The following is a 12,320-nucleotide window of genomic DNA, read 5'->3' on the forward strand; positions in this document are numbered from 1 at the left end:
ACTGATACGCAACCGCCAGCAGCGGCACCAACGCCATTACCAGCCATGCCGCGACGAGTGCCGCGTGGGGCTGGTTCCAGACATAGTCGAAGGTAACAATCAGCAGTGCGATGGCAATGAAGAGCCCACGCGCGAGCCTCTTCCGAGCGGCCTTATCGTTCATCAATATCACTTTGAAATATATGTAACTTCCATCGCCATGCCATCATATGCGGGCTCGACATGTGCCGGCGTTGCCGACATGACAGTCGCATAGTCCAGCGGCACGTGCATGTGAGTCAACACCGCGCGCCTGGGCTTCAGCCGCTCGATCCATTGCAGCGCCTCCGACAGCGACAGATGGCTGACATGCGGCTTGTATTGCAGCGCGTCGACGACCAGGAGATCCAGGCCGTCCATGCGCGCCACCGTGGCTTCCGGGAAGTCGCTGACATCCGAGCAATAGGCGATCGTCCCGACGCGGAAACCGAGCGAAACGATGTCGCCATGGACCTGCGGCAGCGGCAAAAAGGTGAGGGGGCCCCCCTCTCCCGCTATCGTGAACGGCTTGTCGTGTTCGATCACGCTCGGCCGCACGATGGGCGGATACGAGCTTCCCGGCGGCGTTTCGATGCAATAGCCGAAGGCCAGTTTCAGCCGCCCGAGCGTGAAGTCGTCGGCATGGATGTCGATCAGCCTGCCGCGCTCGAGCACGTAGCCCCGGAGATCGTCGATGCCGTGGATGTGGTCGGCATGCGGATGCGTGTAGACCACGGCATCGATGCGGCTGACGCCGGCGGCCAGCATCTGGGTGCGGAAATCCGGTCCCGTATCGATGATCACGCGCGTCGTGCCGGAAGCCGAAATGCGCTCGACCATGGCCGCCGCGCGCATGCGCCGGTTCTTCGGGTTTGCCGGATCGCAGGCGCCCCAGTCGCCGGTGATGCGCGGCGTGCCTGGCGACGAGCCGCAGCCCAGGATGGTGAGGCGCAGCGTATCCGGCATCAGACCGGCTTCGGCATCTTGGTGAACAGCCTGAAGAAATTGGCCGTGGTGATGTCGGCGATCTCGGCAGCGCTCACGCCGATGGTCTCGGCAAGCACGGCGGCGGTGTTGGCGACGTAGGCCGGTTCGTTGCGCTTGCCGCGATGCGGGATCGGCGCAAGATACGGCGCATCCGTTTCGACCAATAGCCGGTCGCGCGGCACCTCCTTGGCGATGTCGCGCAACTCGCCGGAATTCTTGAAGGTCACGATGCCCGAGAACGAGACGTAGCCGCCAAGCTCGACGCCAATGCGTGCAAGCTCGGCGCCCGAGGAAAAGCAATGCAGGATGAAGGGGAACGCGCCCTTCCCTGATTCTTCCCTGAGGATCGCCGCCATGTCCTCGTCGGCGCTGCGAGCGTGGACCACCAGCGGCAAGCCGGTCTCGCGCGCAGCCGCGATATGGACCCGCAGGCCCTTTGCCTGGGCATCACGCGGCGACTTGTCGTAGTGGTAATCGAGACCCGCCTCGCCGATGGCCACGACTTTCGGATGCGCCGACAGCCGGATGAGATCGGCTGCGGTTACGTCGAGTTCTTCGGCGGCATTGTGCGGATGGGTCCCGACCGAGCAATAGACTTCATCATATTCCTTAGCAATTGCAAGGACTTGATCGAACTTCCTGACACGCGTCGAGATGGTGACCATGCGTTCGACGCCTGCCGCCTTGGCGCGCGCGATGATCTCCGCGCGCTCCTCGGCGAAGTCGGGAAAATCGAGGTGGCAGTGACTGTCGACCAGCATTTTTCGACAGCCTCAGCTTTCCGCCGCCTGCTCTACATAGCGCGGGAACACCGGCTGCGGCGCCGGCAGAGGCGCACCCGACACCAGCGCATGCGCGGCATCGACGTGGACAAAATCCCGCTCGGTCACGGCAAGCAGGTCGAGCAGCTTCGAGGCCGAACCCGGGATGAAGGGCTGGCACATGATGCCGACGCGCCGGATCACCTCGGCGGTCGTCCACAGCACCGTTTCCATGCGCGCCGGATCGGTCTTCTTCAGCGCCCAGGGCTCCTGAGCGGCAAAGTAGCGGTTGGCTTCCGCGACCACGGCGAAGATCGCCGCCAGCGCGTGGTGGATCCCCTGCTCCGCCATTGCCTTGCGAGCGGTGGCCAGTGCAGCGGTGGCCTGGTCGAGGATCGCCTTGTCGGCATCGGCCAGTTCGCCACGCTGCGGCACCACGCCGTTGCAGTTCTTGGCGATCATCGACAGCGAGCGCTGCGCCAGGTTGCCGAGGTCGTTGGCGAGATCGGCATTGGTGCGGTTGACGATCGCCTCATGGCTGTAGCTGCCGTCCTGGCCGAACGGCACTTCGCGCAGCAGGAAGTAGCGCACCTGGTCGAGGCCGTAATGCTCGACCATGGTGAACGGATCGACGACGTTGCCGAGCGACTTCGACATCTTCTCGCCGCGGTTGAACAGGAAGCCGTGGCCGAACACCCGCTTGGGCAGCTCGATACCCGCGGACATCAGGAAGGCCGGCCAGTAGACGGCATGGAAACGCACGATGTCCTTGCCGATAATGTGCACGGCAGGCCAGTAGGCCCACTTCTCTGCGCTCGTGTCGGGATAGCCAAGGGCGGTGATGTAGTTGGTCAGCGCGTCGACCCAGACATACATCACATGCTTGTCGTCGCCGGGCACCGGCACGCCCCAGTCGAAGGTCGTGCGCGAGATCGACAGGTCCTTGAGCCCCGAGCGAACGAAGCTCGCAACCTCGTTGCGGCGCTCGTTGGGGCCGATGAAGTCGGGCTGGTTGTCGTAAAGCGCCAGCAGCTTGTCCTGATAGGCGGAAAGGCGGAAGAAATAGCTCTCCTCCTCGACCCATTCCACCGGCGTTCCCTGCGGGCCGTAGCGGATGTTGTCTGGCCGGACCTCGGTCTCTTCTTCGCCGTAATAGGCCTCGTCGCGCACCGAATACCAGCCGGCGTAGCTGCTCTTGTAGATGTCGCCGCGATCGGCCATCGCCTTCCAGATCGCCTGCGATGCCGCGTAGTGGCGCTCTTCGGTGGTGCGGATGAAGTCATCGTTCGATGCATTCAGAAGCGTTGCCATCTTCTTGAATTCATACGAATTACGGTCGGCAAGCTCACGCGCGGAAATGCCCTCCCGGTTGGCCGTCTGCAGCATCTTGATGCCGTGCTCGTCGGTACCGGTGAGGAAGAACACATCCTTGCCGTCGTGGCGCTGGAAGCGGGCAAGCGCGTCGGTGGCAATCAGCTCATAGGCATGGCCGATATGCGGCTTGCCGTTGGGATAGGAGATTGCGGTGGTGATGTAGAATTTTTCGCGGGACATGGATGGCCGTCATGAATGTCGGAATGAATGGGTCGCGGTGAAATAACGCATCGGCATGGCGATTGCCATCCCGGTTGGACGAGCGTCACATTCGCATCGCGGCATTCAGGCGGTCGATCATGGCCAGGACGTGCTGCTTCTTGTCGAGGTTGTAGGTTTCCGTCTCGGATATCGCGTTTTGTGCATCGTGCCAAGCAGCGGACAACAGGTTGGCGCGGGAAAGATCGGAGGCGCGCGCCGCCAGCGACGCCGTGTCGGACAAAAGGTCCAGGGCGCGGCGATTGAACATCTCGAACTGGATGGCGCTGTCGCGCCCGGCCACGGCATCGGCCAGCCGGTGCGCAGCGCCGATGTCGTTGCGTCCCGACTGCACGATCTTGTCCAATGCCTCGGCAATCTCCAGCCCGCCATATTGGGTGAGCAGGATCGCAGCGCGGGCACTGCCCCCTGCCCGCAAGATCAGCGCTTCGCGCGCATCCGGTTCATCCGGTGCCGGTTGATCGGTGCCGGCAAGCACTGACAGCAGGCTCTGATCGTCCAGCGGCGTCAGGCGAATGGTCTGGCAGCGCGAACGGATGGTTGGCAGCAGGCTGCCGGGGGCATGCACGATCAGGATGAACAGCGTGCGCGCAGGCGGTTCTTCAAGGTTCTTCAGCAAGGCATTGGCAGCATTGGTGTTCATGTCGTCGGCCGGGTCGACGATGACGACACGGTAGGCGCCGTCATGCGAGGTCATCGACAGGAACTTCGACACCTTGCGGATCTCGTCGACGGTAACGACCGACTTGAACCCCTTGGTCTTGTCGTTCTGTGGCCGCGTCAGATGCAGCACGGACGGATGCGCTCCGGTCGCGACCTGCCGAAACAATGCCGATTTCGGATCTGGAAGCGCTAGCGTTTCCGGCGCGCTGCGGTAGTCGGGGTGCCGCAACAGATGATGGGCGAGATGAAACGCAAGTGTCGCCTTGCCGATGCCGACGGGACCGGCGAGGATCAGCGCATGCGGCAGCTTGCCGGAGCGATAGGCAGCGGTCAGCATCGAGACCGCCTGCTCGTGGCCGAACAGCAGCGGATTCTCCGCCGGCTCGGGAATGCCGTCCAGCGTGTCGTGCTGCTCGGGAGCGATGCGCTCGAACATCAGGCGTCCGCCCTCGCCCGGCTGCCGGCCGAGGCGCGCGCCTCGAGCGCCGCAAACACCGCATCGGTGATCGCGTGCTCGACCTCTTCCTGGTCCTTCGAGGCATCGATCAGCACGCAGCGGTCCGGCTCGTTCTCGGCAATCGCCAGATAGGCGTTGCGGCGGCGCTGGTGGATGTCGACAGTCTCCTTTTCGAACCGGTCGGCGACATCCTGCCCGCGCCGTGCGGTGGCACGCCGCAGCCCTTCCACCGGATCGAGGTCGAGGATCAGCGTCATGTCCGGCATCATGCCGTTGATGGCCACGCGCTCGACCGCCGTCATGAAATCGGGATCGAGGTTGCCGGTGACGCCCTGGTAGACACGCGAGGAATCGAGAAAGCGGTCGCACAGCACGATGGCGCCGCGCTCGACCGCGGGACGGATCACCTGCTCGACATGATCGGAACGTGCGGCGGCAAACAACAGCGCCTCCATCTCCGCGCCGAAGGGCTCGGCTGCGCCCGACAGCAGCACGTGACGCACCGCCTCAGCGCCCGGCGAGCCCCCGGGCTCGCGAGTGACGATGATATCGTAGCGTTTGTCGCGCAGCTTGCTGGCCAGGCGTTCGATCTGTGTCGACTTGCCCGCGCCCTCGCCGCCTTCGAATGTGATGAAGAAGCCGCGCGCCACTCCAAAGCCTTTCTGTTCGCCGTATCGCAAGTTCAACCGAACGAACGGCCTCACGGCATATGTAGGTGTCGAAGCTCTAGCGTCGAGAGGTGCAAAGGTCCACCCGCCTACCGCAGCCAGCCGATGGCAAGCTCCTTGACCGCGTCGAAGGCGCGGCTCTGCAGCGAGCCGACTTCGATGGACTCGGCGGCATAGAGCGGCGTCTCCTGGCTCAGCGTGTCGCCGATCCAGACCTTGAGTGCGCCGATGGGCGTTCCCTGCGCCACCGGTGCCGCCACGGGGCCGTTGTAGACGATGCGGGCGACAAGCCGTTCGCGATTGGTGATCGGCAGGAACAGCGAGATCGGCTTCTGTGCCACCAGCTTCACATGCGACTTCACACCGCCGAACACCTGAGCTTCGCCGACGGTTTCGTTGGCCGCGAAGATCTCGCTCTTCTCGAAGGCGCGCATCCCCCAGTCGAGCAGCTTGCGTGCTTCCTCCGAGCGCTCGCGGTCGCTGGCGAGCCCGCCCAGCGCCGCAAACAGCCGCCGCCCCTCGCGGTTGACCGAACCGACGATGGCGAACCCCTCGCCTTCGGTGAAGCCGGCAGCCAGGCCGTCGGCGCCGATGTCCATTGCGATCAGTGGATTGCGGTTGCGCTGCAGGATCTTGTTCCAGGTGAATTCCGGCAGGCTGTAGTAGCGGTAGTATTCCGGATAGGTGCGCCAGATGTGCAGTCCCAGTTGCGCGAGTTCGCGCACCGACGTCGTCTGGCCCGGCATCGGCAGGCCGGTCGAATTGACGAAAGTCGATTTCGCCAGGCCGATCTCGCGGGCACGCTCCGTCATCTGCAGGGCGAAATTGGCCTCGGAGCCCGCCATGCCTTCGGCCAGGATGATGCAGCCGTCATTGGCCAGTTGCACCGTCACGCCCTGGATCAGGTCCTCGATGCGGATCTGCGACCGGACGGCGGCAAACATGGTCGAAGCCCGCGACGCCGCGCCGCCGGTCCGCCAGGCATTCTCGCTGACGGCAAACGTGTCGTCGAGCTTGTAGCGGCCGGTCTTGAGGGCGTTGAACACGACCTCCATCGTCATCAGCTTGGCCAGCGAGGCCGGCGCCATGGGCTTGTCCGGCTCTTTCGAAAACAGCACCGTGCCGGTTTCGGCATCGATCATGAAAGCCTGCGCGGCCTTGGTCTCGAACAGCTGCGCCCTGGCCTGCCCGATGAAGGCAAGCGCTGCAATGAGGCCGATCATCAAGGTGAACGGCACGGATAATCTGGAGATCATGAAGGATACTGCCCCGTTCGGCCCGTATTCCGGTCGAGCGCCTTGAACCTATCAGTCTTCAATCGATGGGATCAACCGTGGCAGGGCAGATAGCCACAGGTCCTCGCAGCGAAAATCCGGTCAATCGTGGACGGCGAACGCGTCGGGCGCGCCATGCGACCAGGCCGCCTTCAGCGCGGCGTCGAGCGATGTCTTGCCATTCGGATAGAGGTCGACCGAATACCAGGTCTTTCCTTCGAAATCGGACTGTTCGACCGAGGTGCGGCCATAGGCCGACAGCGCCTTGGCGACGCGTCTGGCTTCATCGCCGTTCTCGAACGTGCCGGCGGCAACGTAGGATTCCAGGTCCTGTTCGGCGCGCGGGCCGGGATTGAGCCGCTTCCAGGAATCGATGATGTCGCTGGAGGACATCGTCTTGCCTTCAAGCGCGTCAAAGGCTCTTGCCGCGCCGCCGACGCGCTCGCTGGCATAGCCCATGGTGGCGATTGCCACACGGGTCTGCGGAACCGGCATCATGGCATCGGGACGTTCAGGAGCGATCGGCCCGAAATCTGGCAGCACAACGTCGATGATGCCTTGCCCCTGTGCCGTCATGACCGGCTGGTCGAACTGTGCTGCCTGCGCGGCGAGCGTGTTGTCCTGCGCGCTGGCGACAAGGGCCACCGAGGGAGCGACATCCGTCATGGCGCCCGGGAAGGCAGCGGCCTGGCCAACGGCGGCGCTTGGCGTCGGCCCGTTCATGGCGATCATCACCCCGGTCGGCAGGCCATCGTTGATCGGGTCGGCCATGCCCTTTCCGGGCCGGTAGGAGGCGAGCAAATACTGGTCGTCCTGGCCGTCGAGCGGCGCCCGTCCGACATACTCGACCTTCACATTCGCGGTGCCGCTGTGGGCGTAGTCGAGCATCTCCGCGGCGCGCTTGGAAAGGTCGATGACGCGGCCGTTGGAATACGGCCCCCGGTCGTTGACGCGCACGATCACCGAGCTGCCGTTCTTGGAATTGGTAACGCGGGCATAGCTCGGCAGCGGCATCGTCGGATGCGCCGCCGTCAGATTCGTCATGTCATAGACTTCGCCATTGGCGGTCAGCCGGCCGTGGAAGGCGTCGCCATACCAGGAAGCGGCACCGACAGCGGCGTAGTCCTTGTCTTCCTTGGGATAATACCACTTGCCCCGAACCTTGTAGGGCTTGCCCGTCTGGTCGCGTCCGCCGCCGCGCTGCAGGCCCGACATCTTGGTCGTGACCCGGGGGCTCGCTTTGACGCCATATTCGGATTCGGCGAAATATTCCTTCGAGCGCTTCTTGCTGGCCACCGACTTCGGCTGCTGCGATGCGCAGCCGGCGATGAAGACAGCGGTGGCCGCGAGAATGCTGATCGCGGTCGCGCGACCGAGACGCGTGCGCGTCGAGTTCTGCATTTTACTCAGGTCCCCTGCCAGTACTAAGCGAGCGCCGCTCGTCGAATCGCAACACTGTTGCACCAAAAATGTAGAAACAGTTCGCGCACGTTATCCCCGTCCACTTGTGCGCTGGAAATTCTTGCCAGCGTATTAATCGACTGTGGTTCGAACCGGGCGAGATTGTGGCGTCATTGCGGCGAGCGGGATTGCCTGCGGGTATGCAGGACAGGGCGTGTGGAGCCTTCCCGTTTGCCGGGACTGGCTGTCGAACCAATGAGCCTGGATGTTGAAGTTGAATTGGCGGAGGGAGTGGGATTCGAACCCACGGTGAGTTGCCCCACGCCGGTTTTCAAGACCGGTGCCTTAAACCGCTCGGCCATCCCTCCAGGACGCACCGGATTGCCCCGTGCGCCTTTGTGGCGCGCTTGTAGCGCCCGGGCCATTGTCGCGTCAACGCTGTTCGATGCAAGTTCTGCTGCCGACGTCACTTCGCCGGGTGTCTGCTCCGGGAACAGGCAGCAGCAGCCTGCACGCGGCGATGCTGATCATCATCCCGGACTGCCCTTTCCGACCGAATCGGGTGACTATTTGCGCATGTTGGCGCACAAGGTCGCGATCACGCCGAGGACAACCATGCCGAAATCAACCGCAGTCGTCGCAACGGAACATGCAAGCCGCTACCTGCAGCAGCTGTGCAAGCACTGGAGCCACAAGTTCATCGTCGAGTTCTCGCCCACCACGGGGCGAATAGATCTCGGAGAGGGACGGGTGGTCGATCTTTCCGCCGGCGACACGTCGCTGACGGTCGTGGTGGAAGCCGAAAACCTGCCCCAACTCGAGCAGGTCGTCGCCGACCACATCGTGCGCTTCGCCTTCCGCGAGGAACTGAAATTCGACTGGCATGCCAGCTGAGCGCAGGCCGGAGATGACGCTGCAACTCCGATCAAGCGGCGCTGGCAGGCAGCCGGTTCGCTCGCTCGTTCCCGGCTGCATGGGACGGGGCTGAATGCTCGAGACCGCACTTTACATCCCGGTTAAACGTTTCCTCGAAAACCTGGACTTCGAAGTCAAGGGCGAGATCGGCGGCTGCGACCTGCTTGCCTTGAGCGCCGACGCGCCGCCGATCGTGGTGGTGTGCGAGCTCAAGCTGCAGTTCAACCTCGAGCTCATCCTGCAAGGCGTCGATCGCGCTGCGGCAGCGGACGAAGTCTGGCTTGCGGCGCGCATGTCACCGCGCGGCAAGGGCCGCGAGGGCGACAAGCGGTTTCGCAACCTGTGCCGGCGGCTGGGCTTTGGATTGCTTGGCATCTTCGACGACGAGCGCGTCGAGGTGCTGCTCAGCCCGGATGCGCCCGCCCCTCGCAGGGATCCCAAGCGCCGCTCCCGACTCGTCTCCGAACACCGCCGCCGGCAGGGCGATCCGGTCGCCGGTGGCGGCTCGCGCGCGCCGATCATGACCGCCTACCGCCAGGACGCGCTGAAATGTGCCTTAGCCCTTGCCGAAGGCGCCAGGCGGCCGCGTGATCTCGCGCCGACGGTATCGCGGGCGGCCAACATCCTGCTCGACAATGTCTATGGCTGGTTCGTCAGGGTCGAGCGCGGCGTCTACGACCTTACCGACGCTGGCCGCGAGGCGCTGCAACGCTGGCCCCAGCCGCCTGTGTCCGGCGACTGAGGCACAAACCTGGCCGTTTCGCACGGGGCAGTCGAGCGCGGATCAAAAGCCTGATATTGTTTCAGCCACGATGGATGGCGGGAAAGGTCTCGGCGATGGTCGAGGAGTTCCGGTTCAGGACGGCGCAGGACCTGTTCGTCGCGCACCCCGAGGCCGCGCTGGATATGCTCGCGTCGCCCACCGACGAGCCGCCAGCCGATTTCTGCCGGGCGCTGCTTGGCGGCAGAACGCCCGAGGACGCGATCACCTTCTGCGCCTGGCTGCTGCCGATGCCGGCCACGGTCTGGTGGGCGCACGAATGCCTCTCCAATCTCGATGAGCTCTTCGACGAGCCGGACCGCCGGCTGCTGGCGTCGGTCGGCGACTGGGTCGGCGCCGGCGGCAATGGTCCGCCGCTGCTGGAGGCGATGGCCAAGCCGGACCAGCGCACGCCGGCCGTGTGGATCGCGCTGGCGACGGCCCGATCAGTCGAGCTGCCGGCGCCACGTGCCGTCAATGCGGGCATCCTCGCCGGGCTGGCCCGGGTCGCACTGGAAGACCGGCACGACGTGCTGACGGCCTTCGTCGAAATGGGGCTGCAGCTCGCCGGCAGCGAAGCCTTGCAGCGTTCCGACGCTTGACCCCTGCCCTCAGCGGTCGAACAGGAAATAGCCGAAGGCCACACCGGCACCGTTGGGCTGGGTTTCGATCTCCGAACGTATCTTCGGGAACAGGTCGGACGCCAGTTCAGGGTCGGCGATGTCGGCGGCTTTGATGCCGCTGTCGCTGGCGAGCGCCACGATCAAATGCGGTTCCGGCGCCGATGCCTCCTGGTCGTTGAGCGGAAAGAGCTTCATGCTGAACGTCGCCTCGCCCGCCCCCGATTTCTTGAGCAGGCTGGCGAAATTGTAGACCACGCCGTCCTTGCCGATGAGCAGCAGGTTGACGTTTCGGCTGCCGGTCCCGCTCAGTGTGCCCTGGAGCGAGTCGCCCACCTTGAGCTTGTCCTTGTTCAGCACCAGATTCGGCCCGCTCGCCTCGCCCGGCGGCAGCGCCTTCAGGAAGTCGGCAACGGGGCACTGGTCACGCTCGATCATGCGGGGGTTGATCGCAGGCTTGTTGCCGAAGGCCGCCGAGAAGTCGCGGGCCAGCTTGTCGAATGGCGCCTTCGACGTCGCCAACCCGTCGACCACGGGGCTCGGCGCCGATGCGTTGGCCACTGCCGCATAGAAACAGGCGCCGCCGTCGAACGCCTTGAACCATTCCGCTGCGCTGACCTCCTTGGGCGGCTCGATGGCGATCGGCTTGACCGGTTCCGCCGGCTTCGGCTTGGCGATTTCGGTCGGCACGGGCGCCTTCGCCACGGTCTCGGTTGCGGGCGGCGCCTTTGCCGCGGGCTCCGGCGGCGGTTCGGGCAGCGCCGGTGTCAGCTTGCCGCCGGCCGTCTGGTCGCTGGAGACGGGTGTCCTTTCGCCAAACAGCAGGCCATCCGCCAGCCCGGAATAATAGACCCCGCCTCCAACTGCCGCCGCCGCAACCAGCAGCAACGCGCCGATCAGCGCGCCCCGCCCCGATTTCGGCTTCTCCGGCACAGGCTGGGCCTTCGCCGCCGGTTTCTGGTTCCGCTCCGGGGCAGGCCTTCCCATGGCCCCGGCGTTGCGCCAGGGGGCATCGCGCGGCAACAGCGCCTCGGGCTGCGGTGGTTTCTGGCCGCTGGCCGGCGACCCCGGTGGACGCCAGGTGCGTTCGGCGGGTTTTCGCTCCGGATCGAGCTGGCCGGCGATGCCGGGGTGGGTGCCCGAGCTTGCGGTCACGCCGCTGGTCTCGCGCAGCCATTCGACGATGGCCGCGGCACTTTCCGGGCGGTCCCTCGGGTCCGGCTGGAGCATGGCCTCGAGCAGCGGCAGCAATTCCGGGTCTATGCCCGAAAGGTCCGGCACCGTTCGCCGCTTTTCGATCACCTCGACCGGCGATCCGCCCATGTCGAGCTGCTTGCCGCGCAAGGCCGCAGCCAGCACCAGCCCGAGGCTGTAGAGATCGGACTGCTCGGTCACCTCGCCGCCGAACAGGCCGAGCTGTTCGGGCGAGACGAAGCTGTATTTGCCGGCGAAGCTGCCGCCGAGCAGCGTGCCGCCGCCGACATTGGCCGAACGCGCGATGCCGAAATCGATGATCTTGGTCTTTTCGACCCGCCCGCCCGGCAGCACGATGTTGTCGGGCGACAGGTCGCGGTGGATGACGCCGGCCTCATGCGCCACCGACAGGCCCGACGCCACGCGCGCCAGCATCTTGCGCGCCTGCTGCGCGTCGAGCGGGCCGCTGCGGATGCGCTCGCCCAGCGACTGGCCGTCGACGAATTCCATGGCGAGATACGGCCTGCCGATCGTCGGGTCGATGGTGAAGACGTGGTAACGCACGATGGCGTCGTTGGAGAGGTGGTTGAGGATCGAGGCTTCCTTGCGAAACAGTGCCAGGATGCCCTGGTCGCGGGCAAACTCGCGCAGCACCACCTTGATCGCCACCGGATCGCCGGTCTGGATGTTGTGGCCGCGATAGACCTCGCCCATGCCGCCGGTGGCGATGTGTTCGTCGATCTCGTAGATGCCGTTGAGCTGGACGCCCTTGTGCACGCCGGTATCGGGCGCGATGCGTGTCTTGTCTTCCGGCGTCGCGTCGTCCGGAGTCATGACCTGGTTCCATCCCTGCGTGAGCGCCTGCCGGCCATTGCTTCACACCTGCGGTGCTGGATCATGCCGCGACAATAACACGGATTTTCGCGATGGGCTCTCGCTCAGCGCCACGCCGCCGAAGACCGGCCAATAGCCTTTTTGATCAGCGTTGACACCGATGCCTGCGAGGAGG

Annotated in this window: 11 protein-coding genes and 1 tRNA gene; 3 read left to right on the top strand and 9 right to left on the bottom strand. The window is 64.9% G+C overall.

Annotated features, from left to right (window positions below; translation table 11 throughout):
* Positions 1-168: 168 nt before the first annotated feature.
* The 8 genes from ASC75_RS14375 to ASC75_RS14410 form a co-directional block, all read right to left on the bottom strand.
* The gene (locus ASC75_RS14375) at positions 169-984 is read right to left on the bottom strand and encodes an MBL fold metallo-hydrolase (protein ID WP_055976560.1); all 816 of its coding nucleotides are present in this window, start codon (positions 982-984) and stop codon (positions 169-171) included.
* Positions 984-1,766, bottom strand: a complete 783-nt coding sequence (locus ASC75_RS14380) for a TatD family hydrolase (RefSeq protein ID WP_055976563.1) — start codon at positions 1,764-1,766, stop codon at positions 984-986. Before ASC75_RS14380 ends, ASC75_RS14375 begins: the two co-directional genes overlap by 1 nt.
* Positions 1,767-1,778: 12 nt before the next feature.
* Positions 1,779-3,320, bottom strand: a complete 1,542-nt coding sequence (metG, locus tag ASC75_RS14385; protein WP_055976566.1) for a methionine--tRNA ligase — start codon at positions 3,318-3,320, stop codon at positions 1,779-1,781.
* Positions 3,321-3,405: 85 nt separating this feature from the next.
* Positions 3,406-4,461: a DNA polymerase III subunit delta' gene (locus ASC75_RS14390; protein WP_055977640.1), complete on the bottom strand. Its 1,056-nt coding sequence runs from the start codon at positions 4,459-4,461 to the stop codon at positions 3,406-3,408.
* Positions 4,458-5,129, bottom strand: coding sequence for a dTMP kinase (gene tmk / locus ASC75_RS14395; RefSeq protein WP_055976569.1), 672 nt, complete (start codon positions 5,127-5,129; stop codon positions 4,458-4,460). The genes ASC75_RS14390 and tmk overlap by 4 nt, the downstream gene beginning before the upstream one ends.
* Positions 5,130-5,236: 107 nt before the next feature.
* Positions 5,237-6,370: a D-alanyl-D-alanine carboxypeptidase family protein gene (locus ASC75_RS14400; RefSeq protein ID WP_162244934.1), complete on the bottom strand. Its 1,134-nt coding sequence runs from the start codon at positions 6,368-6,370 to the stop codon at positions 5,237-5,239.
* A 153-nt stretch (positions 6,371-6,523) separates the two neighbouring features.
* A complete protein-coding gene (locus ASC75_RS14405) occupies positions 6,524-7,822 on the bottom strand; it encodes a septal ring lytic transglycosylase RlpA family protein (RefSeq protein ID WP_055976574.1) in 1,299 nt (432 codons plus the stop codon).
* Positions 7,823-8,102: 280 nt separating this feature from the next.
* Positions 8,103-8,190, bottom strand: a tRNA-Ser gene (locus tag ASC75_RS14410).
* A gap of 247 nt (positions 8,191-8,437) precedes the next feature.
* On the opposite strand from ASC75_RS14410, the gene ASC75_RS14415 reads away from it, so the two are divergent.
* The 3 genes from ASC75_RS14415 to ASC75_RS14425 all read left to right on the top strand — a co-directional run bounded on the left by ASC75_RS14415 (position 8,438) and on the right by ASC75_RS14425 (position 10,099).
* Positions 8,438-8,716 carry a DUF2218 domain-containing protein gene (locus ASC75_RS14415; protein ID WP_055977642.1) on the top strand — a complete coding sequence of 93 codons (279 nt, stop codon included), beginning with the start codon at positions 8,438-8,440 and terminating at the stop codon, positions 8,714-8,716.
* A 94-nt stretch (positions 8,717-8,810) separates the two neighbouring features.
* On the top strand, positions 8,811-9,479 hold the full coding sequence (locus ASC75_RS14420) for a DUF2161 family putative PD-(D/E)XK-type phosphodiesterase (protein ID WP_055976577.1): 669 nt from the start codon (positions 8,811-8,813) through the stop codon (positions 9,477-9,479).
* Positions 9,480-9,574: 95 nt separating this feature from the next.
* Positions 9,575-10,099 carry a hypothetical protein gene (locus ASC75_RS14425; protein ID WP_055977645.1) on the top strand — a complete coding sequence of 175 codons (525 nt, stop codon included), beginning with the start codon at positions 9,575-9,577 and terminating at the stop codon, positions 10,097-10,099.
* A 9-nt stretch (positions 10,100-10,108) separates the two neighbouring features.
* Here the strand turns inward: ASC75_RS14425 and ASC75_RS14430 are convergent, their stop codons facing one another.
* Positions 10,109-12,145 carry a serine/threonine-protein kinase gene (locus ASC75_RS14430; protein WP_055976580.1) on the bottom strand — a complete coding sequence of 679 codons (2,037 nt, stop codon included), beginning with the start codon at positions 12,143-12,145 and terminating at the stop codon, positions 10,109-10,111.
* Between the last annotated feature and the right edge of the window lie 175 nt (positions 12,146-12,320).

The organism is Aminobacter sp. DSM 101952, from assembly GCF_001424795.1.
In the GTDB taxonomy this organism is placed as follows: Bacteria; Pseudomonadota; Alphaproteobacteria; order Rhizobiales; family Rhizobiaceae; genus Aminobacter; species Aminobacter aganoensis.

What these genes read in the sequence shown, in the direction of transcription:
- ASC75_RS14375 (WP_055976560.1), bottom strand. Translation starts at nt 984, where the DNA reads ATGCCGGATACGCTGCGCCTCACCATCCTGGGCTGCGGCTCGTCGCCA.
- ASC75_RS14380 (WP_055976563.1), bottom strand. Translation starts at nt 1,766, where the DNA reads ATGCTGGTCGACAGTCACTGCCACCTCGATTTTCCCGACTTCGCCGAG.
- metG (WP_055976566.1), bottom strand. Translation starts at nt 3,320, where the DNA reads ATGTCCCGCGAAAAATTCTACATCACCACCGCAATCTCCTATCCCAAC.
- ASC75_RS14400 (WP_162244934.1), bottom strand. Translation starts at nt 6,370, where the DNA reads ATGATCGGCCTCATTGCAGCGCTTGCCTTCATCGGGCAGGCCAGGGCG.
- ASC75_RS14405 (WP_055976574.1), bottom strand. Translation starts at nt 7,822, where the DNA reads ATGCAGAACTCGACGCGCACGCGTCTCGGTCGCGCGACCGCGATCAGC.
- ASC75_RS14415 (WP_055977642.1), top strand. Translation starts at nt 8,438, where the DNA reads ATGCCGAAATCAACCGCAGTCGTCGCAACGGAACATGCAAGCCGCTAC.
- ASC75_RS14420 (WP_055976577.1), top strand. Translation starts at nt 8,811, where the DNA reads ATGCTCGAGACCGCACTTTACATCCCGGTTAAACGTTTCCTCGAAAAC.
- ASC75_RS14425 (WP_055977645.1), top strand. Translation starts at nt 9,575, where the DNA reads ATGGTCGAGGAGTTCCGGTTCAGGACGGCGCAGGACCTGTTCGTCGCG.
- ASC75_RS14430 (WP_055976580.1), bottom strand. Translation starts at nt 12,145, where the DNA reads ATGACTCCGGACGACGCGACGCCGGAAGACAAGACACGCATCGCGCCC.